This window comes from Mesorhizobium sp. M0166 (assembly GCF_040322255.1).
In the GTDB taxonomy this organism is placed as follows: domain Bacteria; phylum Pseudomonadota; class Alphaproteobacteria; order Rhizobiales; family Rhizobiaceae; genus Mesorhizobium.
The window spans coordinates 131,743-156,604 of record NZ_JAMYTD010000001.1 but is presented as its reverse complement, the minus strand read 5'-3'; the positions used below and the strand labels follow the sequence as shown (position 1 = coordinate 156,604).

Genomic DNA, 24,862 nt, shown 5'->3' with positions numbered 1-24,862 from the left:
CGCGACGCGCCGTTGCCGCCGCGGGTGGCGGCCTTTTTGTTTCTGCCGCCGCAGCTTGGGCGCCACATCCGACCCGGGAGCTCGGCACGTGCTCGAGGCGGCCGTCGACGCCTTCTTTGCCGGCTGGGCCTCTGGCGACTGGACGGCATTCCTTGATTGTTGCGATGAGACGATGACCTTCCAATTCCCTGTCGGCGAGCAACGAGGCCGACACGGACCGCCAGAAGGCAAGCGGGCACTCGCAGCCTGGACCGCCGCGCATCAAGCTCAGGGAAACAGGATTACGAAATCGACCGTCGATCTCAAGCTCTTCGCGGCCGACTGGGTCATCGTCTGCGATCGCGGGAGCGGGACAATCAGTGGCGCGCCCTACACTGGCCTGCATGCGATCTTCATGCGGGCCGGCCCGACGGGGAGGCTGGTCGAGTTTCGCGAGTATTTCGGCGAGATCGCCGCGTGAGCTCCGGGCCGCCGCGCGACGAACATGAAGGTGCAAGGAAGAGGCGTCGTCGCGGCCTCGATGCTTCCGAACTCCAAATGAAAATCTTTAGGTGACTTATGAACGAGACCATACCCGGACTGCCCGGCTCCGCCACCCATTCAAGGGTGAAACCTCGTCCCGATGCCGGCATCATCGGGAGGCCGATCGACCGCATCGACGGTCCGCTCAAAGTGACGGGCGGCGCCACATATGCTTACGAGAATGACCTGGATGGTACAGCCTATGGCTACATTCTCGGCGCCTCCGTCGCCAAGGGCCGCATCGCCGAGATCGACACGACCGAAGCCGAACGGGCGCCGGCGGTGCTGCTCGTCATGACGCACCGCAATGCGCCGGCCCAGCCGGATTTCGGCCCGTCGGTCACGCCGACGGTGCCGGAGGTCTTCACCCGCGCCCGGCCCGCGCTCAACAGCGATCGGGTGCGGTATTACGACGAGCCCGTCGCGCTGGTCGTTGCGGAGACGTTCGAGGCGGCACGCGCTGCTGCCGGCCTCATCAGAATACGCTACGACAAGGAGCCGGGCCTCTACGATCTAACGGGCCATGAGGCCGACGCCTATGCACCAAAGCGGACAAATGCCGGCTTCGAGACCGACAGCGCGGTAGGCGACTTTGAGAGCGCCTTTGCGACGGCGCCGATCAACATCGATGCCACTTACCGGACCCCCTTCGAACATCACAATCCGATGGAGCCGCATGCAACGCTCGCTGCCTGGTCAGGCAACGAGCTGACGATCCATACATCGGCGCAGACTCTCGCGAACTTCCGGGCCGGGGTCGCCAGCACGCTTCGCATCCCGCCCGAGCGAGTGCGCATCGTGAGCCCCTTCATCGGCGGAGGCTTCGGCTCCAAGCTGATTGCCCATGCCGACACGATCCTGGCCGCACTTGCAGCGCAGGTGCTGCAGCGCCCCGTGAAGATCGCGCTGACGCGGCAACAGATGTTCGCCAATGCCGGTCATCGCGCAGAGATGGTCCAACAGGTACGTCTCGGCGCGGACACCGACGGGCGGCTCACCGGCATCGCGCACGATGTCTGGTCCGCAACCTCCAGCTTCGAGGAGTACTGCGAACAAACGGCAGTTTTTGCGCGCTCGCTCTATGCGGCGCCGAACCGTCTCACCCGCCATCGCCTGGTCCCGCTGGACATCAACCGCGGCGAATGGATGCGCTCGCCGGGCGAAGCGCCCGGCATGCTGGCTTTCGAATGCGCCATGGATGAGCTCGCCGAGCGCGTCGGCCTGGACCCGATCGAACTCAGGATCCGCAACGAACCGGCACAGGATCCCGAGCGCGGCGTGCCGTTCTCCACCCGCAATCTCGTCGCCTGCATGGAGGAAGGCGCCCGCCGTTTCGGTTGGGAGCGGAGAAACCCGACACCGGGCCGCACCCGGGAGGGCCGGAAGCTTATCGGCTACGGCATGGCGGCGGCGATCCGTCCGAACTATATCGGCGCGGCGACGGCGCGAGTGGCGATCGACCGGGACGCTCGGGTTACGGTGCGGCTCGACATGACCGATATTGGCACCGGCACCTATACGATCCTGACCCAGATCGCCGCCGAGAGCCTCGGCCTGCCGATCTCGTCCGTCAAGGTGGAGCTCGGCGACAGTCGCTTCCCGCGTACCGCCGGCTCCGGCGGGTCCTGGGGCGCAGCAAGCGCGGGTTCGGCCTTGCATAATGCGTGCAACGCCCTCAAGGAACGGATCCTGGAGGCGGCGCAGTCGAGCAAAACCTCGCCGTTGCGCGGCGCGAACGCCACCGAGGCAAGCTTTGCCGACAGCGAGGTCAGGATTGGCCAGCGATCGGCGAGCCTGGCCGATCTCATCCGAGGGATCTCTCCCGACGGCCTCGAGGCTGAAGGCTCCGTAGCCGCGGGCGCCACCACCCAGTCATACAAGACTTATTCGCAGCATTCCTATGGCGCGCATTTCGCAGAGGTCGCTGTCGATTGCGATACCGGTGAAATCCGCATGCGCCGGATGCTGACTGTGATCGGCGCGGGGCGTATCCTCAACGCCAAGACCGCGCGCTCGCAAATCATCGGCGGCATGACCTGGGGGATCGGTGCAGCGCTGATGGAGCAGACGGTGCTCGACCCGCGCCATGGCCACTTCGTCAATCACGATCTTGCCGAGTATCATGTGCCGGTCAATGGCGACGTCCCCGCGATGGAGGTCGTCTTCCTCGAGGAAGACGACGACAAGGCCAACCCGCTTGGCGCAAAGGGTCTCGGCGAACTCGGCGTGTGCGGTGCGGGGGCTGCTGTCGCCAACGCCATCTACAACGCGACCGGCGCGCGAGTGCGTGAATTTCCCATCACCTTGGACAAGGTGCTGCCTGCCTTGCCTGTGATCGCCATTTGACGCTTTCCTCTCTCGCTCTCAATTGTGACAAGTCGAAACGGATGGCTATTTCTGCGCCATCCGCGACGACGCCGGTGGTTGACAGCGCCATCCAGCCCTTTCATACAAAGGCCGTCAATGTTCTCAGGGCGGGGTGAAAGTCCCCACCGGCGGTAAGGGTCTCGGCCCAAGCCCGCGAGCGCTTTCCAGATGATCGGAAAGGTCAGCAGATCCGGTGCGATTCCGGAGCCGACGGTCACAGTCCGGATGGAAGAGAACGAAATGGAAGACGATCCGCTTTCGCGGTTCGAACTCCGTATCGTGCGTCCTGATTCTGGTTCGAAACGGAAGGATGGACCCATGAATCAGCATTCCCATAACGACTATGAAACGATCCGCGTCGCCGTCATTCGGGCGCGCTGGCACGCCGATATCGTCGACCAATGCGTTGAAGCATTCGAGGCGGAACTGGCGGTTCTCGGAGAGAAACGCTTTGCCGTCGATGTCTTCGATGTTCCCGGCGCCTATGAGATTCCCCTGCATGCAAAGACGCTTGCCGAAACCGGCCGCTATGCCGCTATCCTCGGCGCCGCGTTCGTCGTCAACGGCGGCATCTACCGGCATGAGTTCGTGGCGAGCGCGGTCATCGACGGCATGATGAACGTGCAATTGTCAACTGGCGTGCCGGTGCTGTCGGCGGTGCTGACGCCGCACAACTACCATGACAGCGCTGACCATCACCGCTTCTTTTTCGAGCATTTCAGGGTCAAGGGCAAAGAGGCGGCCAGCGCCTGCGTGCAACTGCTGGCGACACGCGAACGCATCGCGGCGTGAAACCTCCGTCGCCGGGTGGAAATCCCGGTAAGGCGCTGTAGTATCTCACGAAAACCAGGGAGGATGCCGGTGCAGACCAAGAAGATCATCAATGACGGCAACCGCTCCGTCGACGAGATGCTGGAGGGCATTCTGGCCGCGCATCCGCGCCATCTCAGACGTGCGGACGGCAGCCCCCGCTCCATCGTCGCCCGCGACGGGCCACGCCCCGGCAAGGTCGGCCTCGTCATCGGTGGTGGCTCGGGCCACGAGCCGACCTTCCTCGGCTTTGTCGGCAAGGGGCTTGCCGACGCGGCCGCGATCGGCAATGTCTTCGCCTCGCCGCCGCCGGACCCGATCCTCGAATGCGCCAAAGCGGCCAGCGGCGGTACCGGTGTGCTGTTCATGTACGGCAACTATGCCGGCGACGTGATGAATTTCGACATGGCCGCCGAAATGGCGGCAATGGACAACATCGAAGTGCGCACCGTGCTGACCACCGACGACGTCGCCTCGGCGCCGCGCGACCAGAGACAGAAGCGGCGCGGCGTCGCCGGCAATTTCTTCATCTTCAAGGCTGTCGGTGCCGCATGCGACCGGATGCTGTCATTCGATGAATGCGAGCGTATCGCCAGGAAGGCCAACGATCAGACGTTCACTATGGGCGTGGCGCTTTCGCCCTGTTCGCTGCCGCAGACCCGCCGGCCGAATTTCGAGATCGGACCGGACGAGATGGAGATCGGCATGGGCATCCATGGCGAGCCGGGCACCGCGCGTGGAAAACTAAAGACGGCCGACGAGATCACCGACGAGATGCTGGACAAGATCCTTGACGAGATGGCGCCGACGCGCGGCGACAAGGTCGCCGTGCTGGTCAATTCGCTCGGTTCGACGCCGCTGATGGAGCTCTACATCATGAACCGGCGGGTCAAGCAGAGGCTCGACGACATCGGCGTTTCTGTCCACGCGACCTGGGTCGGCAATTATTGCACCTCGCTCGAAATGGCCGGCGCCTCGGTGACGCTGATGCATCTCGACGGCGAATTGCAGGAGATGCTCGACCACCCTTGCGACTGCGCCATGTTCCGCGCCGGCTGAGAGAGCATCATGACGTCGATCGATTCAGCCGGCTTGAAAGGAATGTTCGATGCGATCGCGGTGGCGATCGACGCCGACAAGGACAGGCTCTGCCAACTCGACGGCGTCATCGGCGACGCCGACCACGGCATCGCCATGGCGCTCGGCTTCGGCGCGGTGCGCGATGCGCTCGCCTCGCTCGATCTCTCGGCGACCGAGCCGACGGCACTGCTCAACACCGCGGCAAAGTCGTTCCTCAACGCGGTCGGCGCCTCGTCAGGCCCGCTCTATGCGACGGCCTTCATGCGCGGTGCCGTCGCCGTCAAAGGCAGGGCAATTCTAGAGGACGTAGACGTCGTCGCCATGTTCCGGGCGATGGCGCAAGGCATCCAGGATCGCGGCAAGGCCGAGCTCGGCGAAAAGACGATGGTCGACGCCTGGCTGCCGGCGACGCAGGCAGCTTGTGCCGCGCAGGAAGCCGGCAAGAGCCTGTCCGAGAGCCTGGAGGCTGCACTTGCGGCGGCCGAACGAGGTGCCGAGGCGACCAAGGACATGATCGCCGCCAAGGGCCGCTCATCGCGGCTCGGCGAGCGCTCGTTGGGGCACATGGACCCCGGCGCCGCATCGGCCGTGACGATCATCAGGGCGATGCGGAACAGTCTGGTCTAACCCCGCTTCGCCGCGTCGAGCCTGTCGATGGCCTGGACATTGCCGGCCGATGGTCCCTTCTCATCGAATTCCGATGCGAGCCAGGCGTCGACGATCGACTTGGCCAGTTCCGGGCCGATGACGCGCGCGCCCATGGTGATGATCTGGGCGTTGTTGGATTTTGCAGCGCGCTCGGCCGAATAGGTGTCGTGGGTGAGTGCAGCGCGAATGCCGGGGACCTTGTTGGCGGATATGGATACGCCGATGCCGGTGCCGCAAAACAGGATGCCGCGGTCGTTTTCGCCGTCCAGGATCGTCTGCGCGAGCTTCTGCGACAGGTCGGCATAGTAGCCCGCCTGGCTGAGGTCGCTGACCGTGAGGCCGGGCTTGGTGGCGAGGTGAGCGGCAATGACGTCGAGCAGCGGCTTGCCGGCGCTATCAGCTCCAATGGCTATTTTCATGTTCGGTTTCCTTCCTGTTCGATGCTTCAGATCGCCGCCGAGGCGCGTTGGAGGATGTCGATATAGCCTTCCGCCTGCCAGGCCGAGCGGCCGATGAACAAGCCGTCGATATTGGGCTGGCCGACCAGTTCGGCGGCATTTTGCGGATTGACGCTGCCGCCATAAAGCACCGGCGGCACAACTCGCAGCAGGTCGCGGGCGATTTTCTTGATCAGCGCCTGCTGCCTGTCTGCGTAGTCCGAACTGGCCGGCACGCCCTTATCGCCGATCGCCCAGACCGGCTCATAGGCAAACAGGATCGTCGCCGCCTTCGCCGCGCCTTCGAGAAACTGCAGCGCGCCGTGCACCTGCAGGGCCAGCACCGCAGCGGCCTGGCCGCTGTCTCGCTGTGCCAGAGTCTCGCCGACACAGATCAGCGGCACCAAGCCGTGCTTCACCGCGGCCGCAGTCTTCAGCCCGACCGCCTTGTCGGTCTCGCCGAAATGCTCGCGCCGTTCGCTGTGACCCAATTCTACCATATCAAGTTCGCAGTCTTTCAGCATCACCGGCGAGATCTCGCCGGTCCAGGCGCCGGCGTCGGCCCAATGCATGTTCTGCGCGCCGACCTTGATGCGCGTCGGCGACAGCGCTTTCTTGACCTCGCGGATCGCCGTGAAAGGCGGGATGACGAAAAGCTGGATGCGCTCGTCGAAACCGGGGACGAACTCCGCCAGCGCCTCGGCGAAAATCATCGCTTCGGCGAGCGTCTTGTTCATTTTCCAGCTGGTGCCGACCCAATAAACCATACGTGCCCTCCTATTCTGCGATCACTGTCAGCGAAACGCCGGCACCATCCAGCGCGGCGCGCATCTGCGGCTGCGGCTCGCGGCCGGTGAAGACCGTGTCAAAGGCCTTGAGATCGGTCAGGAAGTGCAAGGCAGTGCGGCCGAATTTCCCATGATCGACCAGCAGATATTTGCGCGCTGCTGCGGCCATCATCAGCCGTTTGGTCTGGACCACTTCCTGATCCTGGTGAAAGGCCGAGGCACCATGAATGGCCGATGACGACAGGAACGCGACATCGGCGCGCAATGATTTCAGCGTGTCTTCGGCGAGCAGGCCGAAGAAACCGTGAAACTTCTTGCTGTATTGGCCGCCGAGCGCAATCAGGTTAATCCCGGCAACGCCCGCCAAATCCTGGATGACGGCCAGATTGTTCGAGATCACCGTTAGCGGACGCAGATCGGCAAGATGCCGAGCAACGCCCCCCGCGGTCGAGCCGTCGTCGATGATCACCGTCTGACCCGGTTCGATCATCGTCACGGCAGCGGCGGCGATGCGCTTCTTCTCGTCGCCGGCCAGCCGCTGGCGGTAGCGGAAATCGCTCTCGAAAAGGCTGCTCGGCTGGATCGAGGCGCCGCCGCGCACCTTGCGCAGAAAACCGCTTTCCTCGAGCTCGTCGAGGTCGCGGTGGACGGTCATCTTCGACACGCCGAAGCGCGAGGCAAGATCGTCGACACTGGCGGTGCCGATGTCCATCAGAAAATCCATGATGCCTTGCCGACGGCCGTCGCTCTTCATTTCCGCGGCTTCCTCGTGCACCCCGGCTCCGAGATATAACAGCAAACGTCGCACAAGCCACCAAATTTTTTGTGATAATGTTATATCTTTATGGGATATCATGCGCTTCTGGTCGCGTGCTGTAACAAGAATTGCTGCCGGCCGAGCGCCCAGCGGTTGCGGTGCCGCGGAAATCCGGCCAGAAGCATTAGGGGCTCGACGACAACCGAACAGCCCGCAAACACTGGCTCGAAACCGGATACGGGAGACTACTGAGTGGCTCGCATCACACTGAGACAATTGCTCGATCATGCCGCCGAATACGGCTATGGCGTGCCTGCCTTCAACATGAACAATATGGAACAGGGCCTCGCTATCATGGAGGCAGCCGAGGAGACCAAATCGCCGGTTATCCTGCAGGCGAGCCGCGGCGCGCGAGCCTACGCCAACGACGTGGTGTTGGCCAAGCTGATCGACGCGCTGGTCGAAATCCATCCCGATATCCCAATCTGCATGCATCTCGACCATGGCAACAACGAAGCGACCTGCGTCACCGCGATCCAGCACGGCTTCACCTCTGTGATGATGGACGGATCGCTGAAGGAAGACGGCAAGACGCCGGCCGACTACGCCTATAATTCCGGCATCACCCGCCGCGTCGTCGACATGGCGCATTGGGGCGGTGTCTCGGTGGAAGGCGAGATCGGCGTTCTCGGATCGCTGGAGATGGGCGGCGGCGAACAGGAAGACGGCCATGGCGTCGAGGGAGTCATCAGCCACGACCAGCTGCTGACCGACCCGGTGCAGGCCGAACAATTCGTGCGCGACACCCGTGTCGATGCGCTGGCAGTCGCCATGGGTACCAGCCACGGCGCCTACAAGTTCAGCCGCAAGCCGGATGGCGCCGTGCTGGCCATGAACGTCATCGAGGAAATCCACCGGCGTCTGCCGAGCATGCATCTCGTCATGCACGGCTCGTCCTCGGTGCCGGAGGAGCTGCAGGAGATCATCAACAAATATGGCGGCCAGATGAAGCCGACATGGGGGGTGCCGGTCGAGGAAATCCAGCGCGGCATCAAGCACGGCGTGCGCAAGATCAATATCGATACTGACAACCGCATGGCGCTGACCGGCGCGATCCGCAAGGTGCTGACCGAGAACCCGAGCGAATTCGATCCGCGCAAATATCTGACGCCGGCAATGGCCGCCATGCGGAAGCTGTGCAAGGAGCGCTTCGAGCAGTTCGGCACCGCCGGCAACGCTCCCAAGATCAAGCCGCTGCCGCTGTCGGAAATGGCCAAACGTTACAAGTCCGGAAGCCTCGATCCGAAATTTGGCTGACATATTCCGGTTCTGAGCAGGAGCCGCTTCGGCTCCTGCTCATCCGATCATACTCGCGGCAAGAGATCGGCCCGGCCGGTCTCGATAAATGGTGCCCAGTAGTCGACCGACTCGCGGATCATGGCGACGACCTGATGGTCGACCGGCTCGCGCTCGCGGAATGACAGTTCGAGGCAGATCTCGTTGTCGACGCCGCCGCCACGGCGAACCGTCTGAAGGAGCTTTTCCGGCGTGATGCGGCCGTCGATGTTGTAGGTCGCAGTGAACGGCCAATGGCCGCCCTTGTTCATCGACGATTGCTTGACGTGGATGATCGGCGACTGCCGGGGAAAGGCTTCGGCCCAGGCATAGGGGTCGATGTCGTCCGGATTGCTCGACGTCACGTCGCCATGGTCGATGTCGACCATCATCTTGAGCGGGATCGCTATCCCTGCCGCATCGATTTCGCTTTGCAGCATCCGGCAGCTCTCGATCGTATGGCCGAACTCGCGGCCGACCGACATCGGCTCCCAGAACAGGTAGGTCAAGCCGGCTGCTTTGGCATGCTCGGCGACCTCGCGCCAGCATCCCAGCGCGATGTCGAAAAGCCGCGCGCGACGCTCAGGATCGTCGTAGTCACGATGGGTGAAGATCGCGAATTGCGTGCCCATGCCCGCGGCGCCGAGCTCGACCGAAATTTCGGCAAAGGTCTTGAACCAGTCGACGTAGTAACCCCGCACGTCGGCATCGGGATGGCCGAAATGATTGAGCCGGCCGTAAGGGCCGGTCATCGCGGAGGTCACGCGCACGCCGGTGCGGTTAAGCGCGGTACGGAACAGGCGGACGAATTTGGCGATCGTCGCCGCCGGCCAGCCGGGATTGACGAATTCATGCGTGAGCTGCACGTCCCTGATACCGATCTGATAGGCGATCGCGTCGATCAGGTCGTCCGGCTCCGCAAAGCGGTTGACCAGCGGATTGGTATTGAGCGAAAGCGTGAAGGCCATCAGCCGGCCTTTGCCAGCCGGCTCGAGCACCAGTCCTCGAAGGCGGTTCTTTCCGCGGCGGACAGATGCAGGCCGTGCTTGGTGCGCCTGTCGAGAATATCGGCGGCGGTCTCGGCCCATTCATGCTCGAACAGGTAATTGGCTTCGCGCTCGAAAAAATCCTTGCCGAAGCGCCGGCCCAGTTCGGCGAGCGAGGTGGCCGCGCCGACCAGATCGCGCGTCCTTGTGCCGTAGAGCCTGCCATAATGCTTGACCAGCGATGCCGGCATCCAGAGGAATTCATGGCCGAGGTCGCCCAGAAACTGCTCCAAATCGGCATTGGCGATATCGCCGCCCGGCAGGTGCCCTTTCGAGGTCCACGGCTTGCCCATTTTCGAAAAGAACGGGGCGATACGGTCGAGCGCGTGCTCGGCCAATTTGCGGAAGGTGGTGATCTTGCCGCCGAAGACCGAAAGCAGCGGCGCCTGCCCAGCCGGTGCGTCGAGTTCGAATATGTAGTCGCGGGTGACCGCGCTCGGATTGTCGGCATTGTCGTCATAAAGCGGCCTGACGCCGGAAAACGAGTAGACGACGTCGCTTCGTGCGAGCTGGCGCTTGAAGTAGCGATTGACTGCCTTGATCAGGTAATCGATCTCGCTCGCATCGGCGGTCACGTCCTCCGGCCGCCCTTCATAGGGAATGTCGGTGGTGCCGATCAGCGCGAGGTCGTTCTGATAGGGATTGATGAAGATCACCCGCTTGTCGCTGTTTTGGACGAGATAGGCCTGCCGCCCTTCCCAGAATTTCGGCACGACGATGTGGCTGCCCTTGACCAGGCGCACGTTGCGCCTGGAATTCTGGCCGGCGACGCGGTTGATGACGTCGTTGACCCAGGGTCCGGCGGCGTTGATCAGCGCCCGTGCCCGAACTGTGGTCCTGACGCCGGTTCGACCGTCGCGCATCTCCACCGACCACAGGCCGTTTTCGCGACGGGCGGCGATGCAGGCGGTGCGGGTGAATATCCTGGCTCCGCGCTCAGCGGCGTCGAGCGCGTTGATGACGACCAGGCGAGCGTCATCGACCCAGCAGTCGGAATATTCGAAGCCGCGCTTGAAGGCGTCCTTGATCGGCGCGCCTTCTGGCGCGGTTCGCAGGTCGAGCGTGCGCGTGGCCGGCAGCCGCTTGCGGCCGCCAAGATGGTCGTAGAGGAACAGGCCGAGCCGGACCAGCCAGGCCGGCCGGTCATCGGGGCTGTGCGGCAGCACGAAGCGCATCGGCCAGATTATGTGCGGCGCGGATTCGAGCAGCACCTCGCGTTCGATCAGCGCCTCCCGCACCAAGCGGAACTCGTAATATTCGAGATAGCGCAAACCGCCATGAACGAGCTTTCCCGATCGCGAACTGGTGCCCTCGGCGAGATCGTCTTTTTCGCAAAGAATGACCGACAGGCCCCGGCCTGCCGCATCGCGCGCGATGCCGGCGCCATTGACGCCGCCGCCGATGACGAAGAGGTCGACGATTTCGGTTTCACCGCTCATCTCGCTCTATGCCCTGTCGTCAGCATGGATTGACCGGAGGCAGGCCGGCGATGAAGCGGCGCACTTCCTCCGCCGCCTGCTCGGCCGCGTAGGTCACGGTGCGTACCGACGCGCCGGCGATATGCGGCGTCAGCGTCACGTTCGGCAGCTGCAACAGCGGCCAGTCGGCAGGCACTGGCTCGACGGCGAACGTCTCCAGCATAGCACTGCCGATGTGTCCCGAGACGAGCGCCTCGTAGAGCGCATCGTAGTCGACCAGCGGTCCGCGCGCGGTATTGACGAAGATCACGCCGGGTTTCATCCGGGCGATGGCGTCCTTGCCGATCAGACCCCGCGTCTCTTCGGTGACCCGGGAATGCAGCGTGACCACGTCGGAGCGCGACAGGAGATCGTCCAGCGCAACCAGTTCGACGCCGGCATTGCGGTCCTCGGCGCTCAATTGCACATAGGGATCGCAGACCAGGATGCGGCAGCCGAAGGCGCGCAGCAGGCGAACCAGCCTGGTGCCGATATTGCCGTAACCGATGACGCCGACGGTCATTTCGTTGAGCTCGCGGCCGGTGCGGTCGGCGCGGTAGAGATCGCCGCGCCACTCGCCCTTGCGCAAGGCTTCGTGGCCGACGCGGATCAGCCGCGTCTCGGCGAGAATGGCGCCGATGGTGAACTCGGCTACGGCGCTGGCATTGCGGCCGGGCACGTTGACAACGGTAATGCCATGGGCCTTGGCGGCCGCCATGTCGATGTTGATCGGCCCGCCGCGCGACACCACAACCAGCTTGAGCGTGGGCAGGCGCTGCATCATGGCTTCGGAGAGCGGCGCAAGCTGGGTGACGAAGATTTCGGCGTCGCCGATGAAATCCACCACCTCGTCGGGATCGCCGAAATATTCCTTGACCTTATCCAGACTAAGCGCGGCATTGCCGAATTGCATTGGCTCGTCGGGCCAAGCGGTCTCAACGGTGCGGATGTCGATATTGTCGCCGCAGGCCGCTTCGATTTTCTCGCGAAACACTTCCGGAAGCATGAAGCGGTCGCCGATGATCGCAATTTTCTTGGGCATGCTCTTCTCAATTCACGTCGGTTTGCCTGGACGCGGCCATCGAACGCCAGACCGGCCGCAGCGCCTCATGCGCCAATGCGTAGGACGGAGCCATCGCCTCATAGGCAGCGGCAAGTTTCCGGTCGCTGGGTTCGGCCGCACGGAGCAAAGGTGTGACCCATTCACTGACGCAATCGTCCATCGATGCGTACTGGCCGACGCAGACCGCAGCAATCATTGCAGCGCCCGCAGCACCAGCCTCCTCGCGCTCGCTGGTGCGAATGTCGGCGCCGACCGCAGCACCCAGGATCTTGCGCAGCGCCGGGCTCCTGGCCGCTCCGCCGGTCAGGCGGATTTCCTTGGGCAGCGGCCCCATGGCGGCGTAGCAATCGCGTGCCGCGAAAGCCAGCCCCTCGAACACCGCGCGGACCATGTCGGCATAGCCGTGCCTGGACGAAATGCCGACGAAGCCTGCCCTGGCATTGGCATCGACGAATGGCCCGCGCTCGCCTGCCTCCGAGACATAGGGCTGGTAGAGCAGAGAGCCTGGCTCGGACGACGATATCCACTGGTCGACCAGCGCGATCATCTCGCCATTGGTCCGCGTGATGCCTTGCGAGGCGAGAATGCCGGAGGCGAGGCCAAGGACCCAGTCGATATTGAGCGTTGCCGCCATGTTCGACTGCATCTGCGCAAAGACGCCTGGTGCCGGCATCGTCATCGTGTAGCCGGTTGCAGCCTCGTTGAGCAGCACCTCGTCCGGCGTTTCGGCGAGCCGCATATGCATTCCGGTGGAGCCGATGATCGAGCATCCCGGCTTGCGCTCGCGATCGAACAGGCCGGCCCCAAGCGCCGTGCAGGCGACATCGACATAGGCTAGAACGACCGGTGTGCCGGCGAGCAGGCCGGTCGCATCGGCTGCTGCCGCCGACAGCGAGGTGCTTTGCCTGGTGCCATCGACGATGGGCGGCAATAGATGCCGGAGATCGGTGACGCCGAGTACCTCGAGCACATCATCTGAATAGCCGCGCGTGCGGAAGTCACCGAAGGTGAAAGTTCCCTCGGACGGGTCGGTGGCGCGGTGGCCGGTCAACTTGAAATAGAGCCAGTCCTTGCAGTGGAACGCCGTCGCTGCATTGGCAAGCATCGCGGGCATGTGGCGCTTCATGAACACGAACTGCGATCCCTGCTGGCAGGCAGCGAGCCCGCTGCCGGTCTTTTCGAAGCGCACCCGGTCCTCTGGCCGCGCGCGGATCTCCTCGACGACCGCGGCAGCGCGCGCGTCGAGCCACAGCCAGCCCTTGGCCACCGGCTCGCCATCCTTGTCGATCAGCCAGGTACCGTCGCCCTGCCCGGTCACGGCGATGGCAATGGTCCGGCTGGCGAGATCCGGCACCTTGTCGGCAAGCTCGCGCAAGGTCGTCGCGGTATCGGCCCAGGTGCGGGCCAGGTCCTGCTCGGCGCCGCCGCCCGGCAGTGTCTCGTATTTATTGGGCAGCGCGGCGACCGCGATCTGTCCGCCCGCCGTGTCGAAGGCGACGGATTTTATGACAGACGTGCCGGCATCGATGCCGATCAGCACATCCCGCATCAGGCAAGCTCCGTGCCGTGCGAAATGGCGTCACCACTCGCCTGATCGAAGACGTGGAGGTTTTTCGGATCGATGCTGATCTTGATCGGTGCACCGAGCTCCAGGCGCGTCCGGTCATGTTCGACCAGGACCAGCGAACCGCCGGCGAAATCGGCGGCGATATGGGTCTGGTCGCCGAGCCATTGATTGGCCGAAACCGTCGCCGGCACACCATCCTTCGAGCGGCGGACCGCATAGGGCCTGACGCCGATGACGACGCGCTGCCGGTTGAGCAATTCGTCGCGAACCGGGCCGCTGAACGCATCCTTGTCGTAGTCGAGCGAAAGCCCGTCGGGCAGCTTGAGACTGATCTTGCCGGCAGCCGTGCCGACATAGGCCTCGAAGACATTCATCGGCGGCTCGCCGACGAAGGTGCCGGTGAACAGGTTTGCCGGCCGCTCCTTGAGCCTGTCAGGCGTGTCGAACTGCTGCAGCACGCCGCCCTCCATGACAGCGATGCGATCGGCCAGCGCATTGGCCTCGGTCTGGTCGTGGGTGACCAGGATCGCGGTCAGGCCACGCTCCTTGATGAAATGCTTGATGCGGCCGCGCAGCACGGCGCGAAGCTGCGGCTCGAGTTGGCCCATCGGCTCGTCCAGCAGATGCAGGTCGGCCTCGCGGATCAGCGCCCGGCCGAGGCTGGCGCGCTGCTGCTGGCCGCCGGAGATCGAGCTCGGATAGCGCTCGAGAATGTCCTCGATCTCGAGCAGCTTGGCGATGTTGGCAACCTTTGTATCGACCGCACTCTTCGCCAGCCTGGCGGCCTTGAGGGCGAATGCCATGTTCTCACGCACGGTCAGAGGCGGGTAGAGCGAATAGCCCTCGAAGGCCATTGCGACGTTGCGCCTGACCGGCGGCAACGTGTGCACCTTGCGGCCCGCAACCGCGATGGTTCCGCGCGAGACCTCTTCGAAGCCTGCGATCATGCGCAATGTCGAGGTCTTGCCGCAGCCGGACGAGCCGAGCAGCGCCACGATCTCACCCTTGGCGATTTCCATCGTCAGGTTCTTGACCGCATGCACGCCGCGGTCGATCGGGCCATAGAACTTGTCGACGCCCGAAATGGTGATTGCGGTCGGGCTCATGCCGCTTCTCCACTGCGCAAATTGACGACGTTTTTCGAGCCGATGCGCTCGCCGCTTGTGCGATCGAACAAAAGGGCGCTTTTGCTGTCGACGGCAATGTGGACCTTGCCCTCGGATCGGCCCGGCGTCCCGGAAGGACGCGAGACCAGGATTTCACGGCCGCGCACGGTTCGCACCAGCGTGACGATCTTCTCGTTGAGTGGCGTCTCGGCCTCAACCGTCACCGGGATGGCGCCGGGCGTGCCTTCATCGACAAACGCCAGCGCCTCCGGCCGCAAACCGATCACGCAGTCGCGGCCGACCGCCGCCTCGTGAGCGCCGGCAAGATGGACCTGGACGTTGGACAGGCCGACATAGATGCCTTTGGCGTCCCGCGACGGCTTGACGTCCAGAAGGTTGATGGTCGGGTCGCCGAACAGCCGGGCAATCTCGACATTGGCCGGCTCGCGATAGATCTGTTCGGGCGTGCCGAGCTGTTTGACGACGCCCTGCGACATCACCGCGATGCGGTCACCGAGCGCCATTGCCTCCTTATAGTCCTGGGTGACGTAGATGACGGTCGCGCCACGATCCGCCAGCAGTCTTGGCAATTCCAGCCGCATTTCAAAGCGCAATTTGGCATCGACGTTGCGCAAGGGGTCATCGAGCAGCAGAAGCGGCGGCGAGCCGACCAGCGCGCGGGCAAGCGCGGTGCGTTGCTTCTGGCCGTTGGACAGCGCCCGCGGCTTGTGGCTGAGCACATGGCCGATTTTCAACAGCTTGGCGACGCTCTCGACGCCGGTCTTTATCGTTCCTTGCGACGAGTGCTTCGCCTGCAGCGGCGTCGCAATGTTATCGAACGCCGTCATATGCGGGAACAGCGCGAAGTTCTGGAAGGCCATGCCGACGCCGCGGAACTCGGCGTCGAGATCGGTCATGTCCTCGCCGCCGATGAGGATCTTTCCCTCGTCGGGGTCGATGACGCCGGCCACCAGCCGCAATAGCACCGTCTTGCCGGCGCCGGACGGCCCGAACAGGACCAGCGTTTCGCCGTCGGCGACGGTCAGCGACAGATTGTCGAGAACGGTCTGGCTTTTATAGCGCTTGACGATGTTTCGCAGTTCGAGGCTTGCCATCGGACTATCCTTTCACCGCGCCAAGCGACAGGCCTTCGACGAGATAGCGTTGCGCATAGAGCGCGAGCGCCAGCGTCGGCGTGATCGACAGCACGATCGCCGCCGAGATCTGGCCATACTGGATCCCCGAGGAGGTGATGAAGGCGAGCGCGCCGACCGTCACCGGCTGCTTGTCGGCCGAGGCGAGCACCAATGCAAAAACGAAATTGTTCCAGGCAAAGATGAAGGCGAGCAGACCGGCAGCGGCAATACCTGGGCCGGCGAGCGGCAGCGCAATCTTGCGGAAGGTGGCAAACCAGGAATGGCCGGCGATGCGGTAGGCGTATTCGATGTCGGCGGGAATGTCCTCGAAATAACCGCGCACGATCCACAGGATCAACGGCAGGCAGATCAGCTGATAGACCCAGATCAGCCCGATATAGGTGTTGGCCAGCCCGAGCTTCTGGAAATAGAGGGTGAGCGGCAGGAGCACCAGCAGCGCCGGCGCAAACCGGAACGACAGCAGCGTAAAGGCAATGTCCTCCGAGCCGCGGAATTTGTGCCGCGCAAAGGCGTAGGCCGCCGGAACGCCGAGCAGCAACGCGACGGCAACCGAGGTGACCGACAGGAAGACGGAATTCCACAGGTTGCGCATGAAGGCGATGTCGAGCGTGCCGGCCGCCGTCATCAGCTTGCCGGTGATCAAGGCCGTGTAGTTGGCGAACGTCGGCTCGAAGACAAGCTGCGGCGGAATCCGCAGGATTGTCTCGTTGGTCTGGAACGACATCATCAGGATCCAGACGATCGGGAACATGAAGAAGATCACGACCAGCGCCAGGGCAATGCCGCGCAGGATGCGTTCGAGAAGCGAGGTGTGTTCCACGCCAGCCTCCTATGCCTGGCCGCGGGCGCGTTCGCGCAGCCGCAGCCAGTTCTTGATGAAAATGTTCGAGAGGAAATAGGTGATCGCCCACAGGATGATCATCAGCGCCGCCGAGCGGCCGACATTGGTCGACTGGAAGAAGTTGAGATAGGCCTCGACCTGGAACACGGTCAGCGTATCGCCTGGGCCGCCCTGCGTCATGGCGTAGATGATGTCGAACTGCTGGATGGAATCGAGCAGGCGGAACAAAGTCGCCGTCAGGATGTAGGGCGTCAGCATCGGCAGTGTGATGCGGAAGAAGACGAAGCTGCGTGGCACGCCATCGAGTGCTGCCGCCTCGAATGGCTGCGTCGGCAGACTGCGCAGGCCTGCAAGCAGCAGGATCATGATGAAAGGCGTGTAGACCCAGATGTCGACGAGCACGACGGTGAGCAGCGCCGTCGACGGCGATGAGGCCCAGCGGAAATCCTGCAGGCCGATCAGGCTGGCAAGATAGCTGAGCACGCCGAAACCGGGGTTGGTCATCAGCTTCCACATCAGCGCGGCGAGCGCCGGTGCCGTCATCAGCGGCATCAGCAGCATGATCGAGATGAAGTTGTTCAGCGTCGAGCGCTTCTGCAGCAGCATGGCGATGCCGAGACCGAGAAGCAGTTCGAGCACAACGGTGATGCCGGCGTAGAGCAGCGATATCTCCAGCGTGTTCCAGAACTTCGGGTCCGTGAAGAAGGAGATATAGTTGTCGCCCCAGTTGAACTGCCGCGCCCAGGGCTGACTTAACCGGTAGCGCTGGAACGAATAGACCACCGATGTGAAGAACGGGATCAGGATGCCGATGCAGACCAGCAGGGCCGGCAGGCTGAGGAGATAGGGCAGCACCCGCTTGCTGATCCTGAAGCCCGATGGCCTGTTTCTTTGTATTGTTGCCGCAGTCATCGGCTGCTCCGTCATCCTGTTGCTTCGCCGTCCCGGCCGCCCAAGGGAGCAAGGCGGCCGGTCGGGCGAGCAGGCGGCACCTTTCGGGACCGCGTCGCAAACGTATCACATCTCAAAGGCTGGCCCGCGGACGGGCCAGCCTTGGCCGCGGCCTAGCCGAGCCCGGCTTCCTTGAGCTGGCTGTTGATGCTCTCGGCCAGCTTGTCGAGGCCCTCGTCGACCGGCACTTCCTTGGCCACCATCTTCTGCAGCGTCGCCGCCCATTCGGTGGTGAGATCAAAGAACAGCGGCTGCGGAGTGAACTTGATGCTGGCGCCCGGCGCCGAGACGTCGAACATCTCGACATAACCCGGATAGCTCTTGTTCAGCTTGTCGCGGAACATCTGGTCGTTCCAGACCGACTGACGGACCGGATTGACGAAGTCCATCTTGGTCGCACCGAACAACGCGTGCTCGGGTCCGGATGCCCATTGCATGAAGTACCAGGTGGCGTCCTTGTCCTTCGAGAAGTTGGACATCGACAGCGACCAGATCCAGATGTTAGGCGTCGGCGCCTTGGCGGCAGGATTGGCCTTGAATGCCGAAAAGGCGAGCTTGCCGGCCATCTTGTTGTCGCCGCCATTCATGAAGTAACCAAGGATGTCGGCGTCGTAGATCATCGCCGAGGCACCTGCACCGAGATCGGTGCCGACCTGGTACCAGGTGTAGGTCGACCAGTCCTTCGGGCCGCTCTCCTGGATCATCTGGACCCACTGCTTGTGGAAAGCCTTGGATTCGGCGGTGCTCATCGCGGCCGACAGCTTGCCGTCAGCCGAGACGTTCAGGTCCTTCTGGTCGAAATTGGCGTAGGCCGACAGGAAGCCTGGGTGGATCGTTGCCCAGGAGCGCGAGCCGCGCACGCCGATGCCGTAGACGCCACCGCCGACATCCTTGGTAAGTTTCGCCGCCGTAGCGACCATCTCATCCATATTGCCGGGAACGCTGACGCCGACCTTGTCGAACATGCCCTTGTTGTAAGTGATGTTGTTCTGCTCGAAGCCCCACGGAATGCACCATTGCTTGGCGTCTTCCGAACCGAGCGCGCCGCCCGGCTGGCCGTTCCAGGCGCAGGAATTCTTGACGCCTGGCAGGAAGTCGTCCCAGGCATATTTCGGGTTGGTCTTGGCCGGATCCTTGATCCATTCGTTGAGGTCGGTGATCCAGCCGGCCGGGCCGTAGGTCCAGGTCATGTAGGCGCCGGTCATGAAGGCATCGTATTCGGGCGAGCTGGCCGACAGCGCGGCGGTAACCTTGTCGAAATAAACGTCTTCGGGGAACACGTCATAGACGACTTCCATGCCGGTCAACTTCTTGAAATTGTCGAGGTTGGCAATCATCGCATCGGCGTAAGGATGCTTGTTGAGCAACAGCTTGATGGTCTTGCCCTTGTGCGCCTGCCAGTCGAAATCAGCCGCCAGGGCGCGGGTCTGCCCGAAATTGAGCAGTGTACCGGCGGTGCTGGCGGCAAGGCCCATTGCACCGAGGCCCTTGATCAGCCCACGGCGGTCGACTTGTCCACGCAGGAATGCGTCGATGAGGTCTTTCTCTTTCTCATGCATTTCTCTTCTCCTCCACAGGGTAGTTTCAACGAAATGGTTGCCGGCTACCCGACCGGCGTCTGTTCCACGAGCGATCGCGCCGTCCGCTCGTCGGTTATCAAGCCTTTGAGATAGCGGCCCTCCAGCACTGACTTGATGGCGCGAACCTTCACCTTGCCGCCGGCGACGGCGACAATTCTGCGGTTGCTGATGTCTTCGCGCGCCAGCGCCAGCGCCCGGTCGGAAAGCGTCGTCGCAACGGCCTTTCCGGCGTCGTCAAAGAAATGCCCTAGCAGTTCGCCGACACCGCCGTTGCGGCGGATCTCCTCCATCTCGCCCTTCTCGATCATGCCGGTGGCGACAAGCGAGGCCTCACGCTCGGCGGTGCCGATGCCGGCGATGAGCAAGTCGGCGGACTTGGCGAGGTCGAAGACATCGCTGACGCCCTTCTGCCCGAGCAACACGGTTCGATCCTCGACCGTGTTGGCGAACATCGGTACGGGCATCACATAGGCTTCCGCACCGGTCCGTTCGGCGACGCGGTGGATGACGTCATGCGGATTGGCCGAGAACTTGCGCGTCAGGCCGCCAAGTAGCGAGACGAAACGGATCCTGCCTGCCGATATACGCGGCAGATATTCCACGCAGGCGGCAAGTGTGCGGCCGTGGCCGACGCCGATCAGCGCCTCCTCGCCGCGTTCGATCTCGCGCTTGAGAAACTGCGCGCCCGCGATGCCGAGCGCCTTGAGCGGCAGGTCTTCGGCATCGAAGTCCGGAACTACCTCGCAATAGTCGAGACCGTAACGGCCGGACAACTCGTCCTCGAGTTCCACGCATTCTGAGACTTCGCCGTCGATATAGACTTTGACCAGGCCTTCCTGATTGGCCTTGGTAATCAGGCGATGCGCTTTGAGGCTGGTCAGGCCGAGCCGTTTGGCGACCTCCGACTGGGTCAGGCCGCCGGCATAGTGAAGCCAGGCGGCGCGGGCTGCCATGCCGGTCTCATCGTCGGGCAGCAGGCCGTTGCCAAAACCAACCATTTCCGCCCTTTGATATTTTTATCAGTTGCTGCAAAATTTTTCACAAGGCATCGCCCGAGTCAAGCAACCGTTGCGTTTAAATCGCTATCCGGGAGCCAGCCGGTCGGGGCCGAACAGGAGCCACGCGAACCAACCGGCAAGAAATAACACTGACCATGCGCATTTAAAACGTTTGCAATTTCGCTTGGACGTATTACAAACGTTTCAAACTTCGTTCGGGAGGAACGATGCCGGCCCGCGTTACCACCCTCAAGGAACTTGCCGCGCAGCTCGGCCTGTCGATTACCACCGTTTCGCGCGCCCTTGCCGGCCACGAGCAGATCGCCTTGAAAACGCGCCAACGTGTCACCGAGGCCGCGCGCCAGGCTGGCTATGTGCCGAACACGGCAGCCCGCACGCTGGTCTCCGGCCGCAGCGGTTTTGTCGGCATGGTGCTGCCGATCCGCGGCCCCAATCTGGTCGATTCCTTCCTCGGCGAATTCGTCACAGGGCTCGGCGAAGGGCTGGTTTCGCACGGCTCCGACCTGATCCTGGCCGCAGCGGCGCAGGGCCAGTCGGAACTTTCAGTGCTTCGCCATGTCGTCGAATCCGGACGCGCCGATGGGGTCGTCGTCACCCGCATCGCCGAGGTCGACGAGCGGCTTGCCTATCTGCGTCAACGCAATTTTCCGTTCGTCGCGCATGGCCGGCTGCTCGACGGTGACTTTGCCTATCATTGGCTCGATACCGATGGCGCGCACGCATTCGGCGAGGCCTTCGACATGCTCTACGATCTCGGACACCGCCATTTCGGCCTGGTGACGATTTCCGAGCCGATGACGTTTCGCCATCTCAGGCAGGATGGGCTCGCTGCCGCGATCGCCCGCCGAGGCGATCCGTCGGTCAGGCTCGATGTGGCGACGGCGCCGCGGTTCGATCGCGGTGCCCGCATCCAGGCAATCAATCGGCTGCTGCACGCCACCGACCGGCCGACGGCCATTGTCGCGCTGTTCGACGAGCTGGCGCTGACGGTGATGGAAGAGGCTGCCCGCGCCGGCCTTGCCGTTCCTCGCGACCTTTCGGTGATCGGCTTCGACAACATAGCCGCCTCAGCCTATGCGCCGCCTGGGCTAACCACTTTCGACGCCTCGATCCGCCAGTGCGCGCGCGAGATCGGCGAGATGCTGCTGACCGTCATCGGCAACAGGCCGGACGCGCCACTGACGCGGCTGGTCCGGCCGACACTTGTCTCGCGGGCAAGCCATGGCCCGGCACCCATAGGACGGAACTGACGCCTCAGCGGCGCACAACCAGGGAGGAACACGACGATGAATACGTTGCGGAGATTGGCAGGCGCCGTGCTGGCGCTGTCACTCGCTGCCGGTGCAGCGCAAGCCCAGCAGGTGTTGTTCTGGTCGACACAGGCGCGACCTGTGGAAGAGACGCAAAAAATGCGCGGTGAGGTGCTGAAAGGGTTTGACGGCCAGGTCGACTATCAGGTCGCCGAGGACGGGCCCTGGCTCACCCGCCTTCAGGCCGAACTGCAAGCCGGCTCCGGCACCATAGGCGTGCTCGGCGGCCTGCACGGAGACTTCTCCACCGTCGGCGCGAACCTTGTCGATCTCTCTGGCATCGATCTCGGTGGCGTCAAGGTCAACGAGACCTACAAGAAACTCGGCATGCTCGGCACCGGAGAGCAGAAGTACCTGCCATGGATGCAGGCCACCTTTCTGATGGCGGCCAACAAGCAGGCGCTGCAATATCTGCCGGCCGGCACCGATCTCAACACCATCACTTATGACCAACTGATCGAGTGGGCGAAAAACATCGCTGAAAAGACCGGTTCGCCCAAATTCGGTTTTCCGGCCGGCCCGAAAGGGCTGAAGCACCGTTTCTTCGAGGGTTTTCTCCTTCCATCGTATACCGGCTCGATGGTGACCAAGTTCCGCTCGGCGGAGGCCGAGACGGCGTGGAACAAGTTCAAGGAACTATGGCAATACACCAACCCGAACTCGACCAACTATGCCTTCATGCAGGAGCCGCTGCTGACCGGCGAAGTCTGGGTGGCATTCGACCACGTGGCGCGCCTCGCCGACGCCTTCAACCAGAAACCGGATGACTTCGTCGCCTTCCCGGCGCCGGCTGGCCCGGCAGGCCGCGGCTACATGCCAGTGGTGGCCGGCGTCGCTATCCCGAAGACCTCGCCTGACATGGACAAGGCCAAGGCGCTGGTCGCCTATATGCTGAAACCGGAAACCCAGATCGCGACGCTGAAGGCGACAAACTTCTTCCCCATCGTCGACGTCAAGCTGCCCGACGACATGCCGGCCTCGGTAAAGGCCTTCAGCCCGGTCATCGCCACCATGACCGGTGCCCCGGATGCGCTGCCGGCGCTGCTGCCGATGGGACTTGGCGGCCTCGGCGGCAAGTTCAATCAGATCTACACCGACAGCTTCGAGCGCATCGTGCTCGGCGGCGAGGATGTGCGCGGCGTACTCGACGAACAGGCAGCGGCGCTGAAGGCGATCATCGACCAGGCGAAGGCGCCATGCTGGGCGCCCGACAAGCCCTCGCAAGGCGCCTGCCCGGTCGATTAAGAATCCTCCCCGGGCGTCCGGATTTCCAGCGCGCCGGGCGCCCACCCCTTTTGAAGCTTCGAATAGAGAGCGCTCCATGCACGGCAAGGCCCTGCCCTATCTGCTGCTGATGCCGGCGACGCTGTTCCTCTGCGTCTTTTTCCTCTACCCGTTCGTGTTGATCGCCTTCGAGGCGTTCACCCGCGACGGCGGCTTTACGCTCGACAATTTCCGCACCATGGCGGGCAGCTGGAAATTCCCGGTCACTGTTCGCAACACGCTGCTGCTGAGCGCCGTCGTCGTGCCCATCCAGCTGGTCATGGCGCTGCTGATGGCAACGGTGGTGTCGCGGCTTGAAATCGGGCGCAGCACCGCGCTCTACATCTTCGCTATTCCGCTCGGCATTTCCGATCTCGCCGCCGGGCTGATATGGCTCGCCATCTTCGACCAGTCCGGCTTCCTCAACACCTTGCTCTCCAATCTCGGCGTCATCGACAGGCCGGTCATGTTCCTCGGCTACCAGAGCAAGCTGACGATCTTCATCGCCGTGGCGCTGGCCGAGATCTGGCGTGCGACCGCCATCATGATGGTCATTCTGGTCGCCGGCATGGGGCTCATCCCCCGGGAATATTACGAGGCGGCGGAGGTTTTTGGCGCCAGCCCGTGGAAGCGCTTCATCAAGATCACGCTGCCTCTGCTGCGCCCAAGCCTGCAGACGGCGATCATCCTGCGCGTCATCCTTGCCTTTGAGGTCTTTGCCGTGGTTGCAGCACTCGGCGGCACCAATCTGCCGGTGCTGATGGGCGAGACCTACAATTGGCAGTTCACGCTGCAGGACCACAATGTCGCCGCCGCCATGGCGCTTTTCATCCTCGCCATCTCGATCGGTTTCACGCTGTTCTTCCTGCGGGTGCTGCGTGTGCCGAAGGAGGCGCGGATATGAGCACCGTCGCGGAGCTTTCGATCGCCGCGCCTGAGGCCCGCAAAGCCGGCAACTGGTTGCTGGTCGCCACTGTGATCCTGCTTTGCGTCTGGGTGCTGCTGCCGATCTATCTGTTGATCGTCAACGCGCTGTCGTCGCCGGAAGAGGTGACCGCCTTTCCTAAGCGCTTCTTCCCGTCATTCGATTTCGGCAGCCTTTCTTTCTTCATCAATTTCGCCGGCGTCGCCAAGGCGCTGTGGAACTCCGTTCTCGTCGCCACGCTGACGATGCTCCTCTCGATCGGCTTCGGCGCACCCGCGGGCTACGCGCTGTCGCGCTTCGAATTCCCGGGCAAGGAAACGTTCCGTTTCCTTGTGCTGATGACCCGCGCCTTCCCGCTGCCGCTGCTGGCGCTGCCGCTGGCGGTGATGTTCATCCGCACCGGCCTCGACGACACCGCGATCGGGCTGGCGCTGGTCCACACCACGCTGGCGCTTCCGTTTGCGGTGCTGATCACCTTCTCGCTGTTCTCCGGCATTCCCGTCGAGCTGGAGGAAGCGGCCTGGACGCTCGGCTGCACGAGATTGCAGGCATTCCGAAAAATCATTCTACCGCTGGCGCTGCCGGGTATCGCGGCATCGGCGGTATTTGCCTTCACTATCTCCTGGAACGAGGTGTTTGCCGCCGCCGTGCTCACCATCGAGAACCGGACGCTGACCGCCTTCCTGCTTCAGGGCCTCGGCGAATCGCCGCTCTACCTCAAATTCGCCGGTGGCGCGGCACTGGTCATCCCGGCGCTGATCTTCATCTTCGCCGTTCGCAAATATCTGTTCGCCATGTGGGGGATCGCGAACCGATGACGCGCACAAAAGAGA

The 24,862-nt window shown here is 63.2% G+C and carries 23 protein-coding genes and 1 riboswitch; of the genes, 10 read left to right on the top strand and 13 right to left on the bottom strand.

The window, feature by feature from the left end; genetic code table 11:
* Positions 1–88: 88 nt before the first annotated feature.
* The 5 genes from NKJ46_RS00800 (at position 89) to dhaL (ending at position 5,406) form a co-directional block, all read left to right on the top strand.
* A complete protein-coding gene (locus tag NKJ46_RS00800) occupies positions 89–460 on the top strand; it encodes a nuclear transport factor 2 family protein (protein WP_352660672.1) in 372 nt (123 codons plus the stop codon).
* Between the two features lie 98 nt (positions 461–558).
* Positions 559–2,868, top strand: coding sequence for a xanthine dehydrogenase family protein molybdopterin-binding subunit (locus NKJ46_RS00795; protein ID WP_352660670.1), 2,310 nt, complete (start codon positions 559–561; stop codon positions 2,866–2,868).
* A 115-nt stretch (positions 2,869–2,983) separates the two neighbouring features.
* A riboswitch (FMN riboswitch) is annotated at positions 2,984–3,130 on the top strand.
* A gap of 77 nt (positions 3,131–3,207) precedes the next feature.
* Complete coding sequence (locus NKJ46_RS00790; protein ID WP_352660667.1) at positions 3,208–3,681, top strand: 6,7-dimethyl-8-ribityllumazine synthase; 474 nt, start codon at positions 3,208–3,210, stop codon at positions 3,679–3,681.
* Positions 3,682–3,750: 69 nt separating this feature from the next.
* Positions 3,751–4,758: a dihydroxyacetone kinase subunit DhaK gene (locus NKJ46_RS00785; RefSeq protein ID WP_352660664.1), complete on the top strand. Its 1,008-nt coding sequence runs from the start codon at positions 3,751–3,753 to the stop codon at positions 4,756–4,758.
* 9 nt (positions 4,759–4,767) lie between these two features.
* Complete coding sequence (gene dhaL, locus NKJ46_RS00780) at positions 4,768–5,406, top strand: dihydroxyacetone kinase subunit DhaL (RefSeq protein WP_352660661.1); 639 nt, start codon at positions 4,768–4,770, stop codon at positions 5,404–5,406.
* Here the strand turns inward: dhaL and derI are convergent.
* Genes derI through NKJ46_RS00765 form a run of 3 tightly spaced genes read right to left on the bottom strand, consistent with a single transcriptional unit; the run spans position 5,403 to position 7,406 of the window.
* Positions 5,403–5,846 carry a D-erythrulose-4-phosphate isomerase gene (gene derI, locus NKJ46_RS00775; RefSeq protein WP_254818715.1) on the bottom strand — a complete coding sequence of 148 codons (444 nt, stop codon included), beginning with the start codon at positions 5,844–5,846 and terminating at the stop codon, positions 5,403–5,405. The two genes, dhaL and derI, sit on opposite strands and share 4 nt — an antisense overlap.
* A 26-nt stretch (positions 5,847–5,872) precedes the next feature.
* Entirely contained in the window at positions 5,873–6,631 is a 759-nt protein-coding gene (locus tag NKJ46_RS00770; protein WP_352660657.1) for a triose-phosphate isomerase, read from the bottom strand.
* A gap of 10 nt (positions 6,632–6,641) precedes the next feature.
* Positions 6,642–7,406, bottom strand: coding sequence for a DeoR/GlpR family DNA-binding transcription regulator (locus NKJ46_RS00765; protein ID WP_352661306.1), 765 nt, complete (start codon positions 7,404–7,406; stop codon positions 6,642–6,644).
* Positions 7,407–7,661: 255 nt separating this feature from the next.
* Here NKJ46_RS00765 and fba point away from each other — a divergent pair, with 255 nt between their 5' ends.
* Entirely contained in the window at positions 7,662–8,726 is a 1,065-nt protein-coding gene (gene fba, locus NKJ46_RS00760; protein ID WP_352660653.1) for a class II fructose-bisphosphate aldolase, read from the top strand.
* A 47-nt stretch (positions 8,727–8,773) separates the two neighbouring features.
* Here fba and NKJ46_RS00755 read toward each other — a convergent pair whose 3' ends face one another.
* The 10 genes from NKJ46_RS00755 to NKJ46_RS00710 all read right to left on the bottom strand — a co-directional run bounded on the left by NKJ46_RS00755 (position 8,774) and on the right by NKJ46_RS00710 (position 20,510).
* The gene (locus tag NKJ46_RS00755) at positions 8,774–9,712 is read right to left on the bottom strand and encodes a sugar phosphate isomerase/epimerase family protein (protein WP_352661303.1); all 939 of its coding nucleotides are present in this window, start codon (positions 9,710–9,712) and stop codon (positions 8,774–8,776) included.
* Entirely contained in the window at positions 9,712–11,229 is a 1,518-nt protein-coding gene (locus NKJ46_RS00750; protein ID WP_352660650.1) for a glycerol-3-phosphate dehydrogenase, read from the bottom strand. Before NKJ46_RS00750 ends, NKJ46_RS00755 begins: the two co-directional genes overlap by 1 nt.
* A gap of 19 nt (positions 11,230–11,248) precedes the next feature.
* Positions 11,249–12,289: a 2-hydroxyacid dehydrogenase gene (locus NKJ46_RS00745; protein WP_352660647.1), complete on the bottom strand. Its 1,041-nt coding sequence runs from the start codon at positions 12,287–12,289 to the stop codon at positions 11,249–11,251.
* A gap of 7 nt (positions 12,290–12,296) precedes the next feature.
* Positions 12,297–13,859 carry an FGGY-family carbohydrate kinase gene (locus NKJ46_RS00740; RefSeq protein WP_352660644.1) on the bottom strand — a complete coding sequence of 521 codons (1,563 nt, stop codon included), beginning with the start codon at positions 13,857–13,859 and terminating at the stop codon, positions 12,297–12,299.
* On the bottom strand, positions 13,859–14,983 hold the full coding sequence (locus NKJ46_RS00735; protein ID WP_352660642.1) for an ABC transporter ATP-binding protein: 1,125 nt from the start codon (positions 14,981–14,983) through the stop codon (positions 13,859–13,861). The genes NKJ46_RS00740 and NKJ46_RS00735 overlap by 1 nt, the downstream gene beginning before the upstream one ends.
* Positions 14,980–16,098, bottom strand: coding sequence for an ABC transporter ATP-binding protein (locus NKJ46_RS00730; RefSeq protein ID WP_352660639.1), 1,119 nt, complete (start codon positions 16,096–16,098; stop codon positions 14,980–14,982). Before NKJ46_RS00730 ends, NKJ46_RS00735 begins: the two co-directional genes overlap by 4 nt.
* Positions 16,099–16,102: 4 nt before the next feature.
* Positions 16,103–16,960: a carbohydrate ABC transporter permease gene (locus tag NKJ46_RS00725; RefSeq protein ID WP_352660636.1), complete on the bottom strand. Its 858-nt coding sequence runs from the start codon at positions 16,958–16,960 to the stop codon at positions 16,103–16,105.
* A 9-nt stretch (positions 16,961–16,969) separates the two neighbouring features.
* The gene (locus NKJ46_RS00720; protein WP_292653833.1) at positions 16,970–17,893 is read right to left on the bottom strand and encodes a carbohydrate ABC transporter permease; all 924 of its coding nucleotides are present in this window, start codon (positions 17,891–17,893) and stop codon (positions 16,970–16,972) included.
* Between the two features lie 152 nt (positions 17,894–18,045).
* Entirely contained in the window at positions 18,046–19,491 is a 1,446-nt protein-coding gene (locus tag NKJ46_RS00715) for an ABC transporter substrate-binding protein (RefSeq protein WP_352489459.1), read from the bottom strand.
* 44 nt (positions 19,492–19,535) lie between these two features.
* Positions 19,536–20,510: a sugar-binding transcriptional regulator gene (locus NKJ46_RS00710; protein ID WP_352660632.1), complete on the bottom strand. Its 975-nt coding sequence runs from the start codon at positions 20,508–20,510 to the stop codon at positions 19,536–19,538.
* A gap of 227 nt (positions 20,511–20,737) precedes the next feature.
* Between NKJ46_RS00710 and NKJ46_RS00705 the strand changes: the two genes are divergently transcribed.
* The 4 genes from NKJ46_RS00705 to NKJ46_RS00690 all read left to right on the top strand — a co-directional run bounded on the left by NKJ46_RS00705 (position 20,738) and on the right by NKJ46_RS00690 (position 24,847).
* Positions 20,738–21,781, top strand: coding sequence for a LacI family DNA-binding transcriptional regulator (locus tag NKJ46_RS00705; protein WP_352660629.1), 1,044 nt, complete (start codon positions 20,738–20,740; stop codon positions 21,779–21,781).
* 36 nt (positions 21,782–21,817) lie between these two features.
* Positions 21,818–23,086, top strand: coding sequence for an ABC transporter substrate-binding protein (locus tag NKJ46_RS00700; protein ID WP_352660627.1), 1,269 nt, complete (start codon positions 21,818–21,820; stop codon positions 23,084–23,086).
* Between the two features lie 76 nt (positions 23,087–23,162).
* Positions 23,163–24,008: a carbohydrate ABC transporter permease gene (locus NKJ46_RS00695; RefSeq protein ID WP_352660624.1), complete on the top strand. Its 846-nt coding sequence runs from the start codon at positions 23,163–23,165 to the stop codon at positions 24,006–24,008.
* On the top strand, positions 24,005–24,847 hold the full coding sequence (locus NKJ46_RS00690) for a carbohydrate ABC transporter permease (protein ID WP_352660621.1): 843 nt from the start codon (positions 24,005–24,007) through the stop codon (positions 24,845–24,847). Before NKJ46_RS00695 ends, NKJ46_RS00690 begins: the two co-directional genes overlap by 4 nt.
* Positions 24,848–24,862 lie beyond the last annotated feature (15 nt).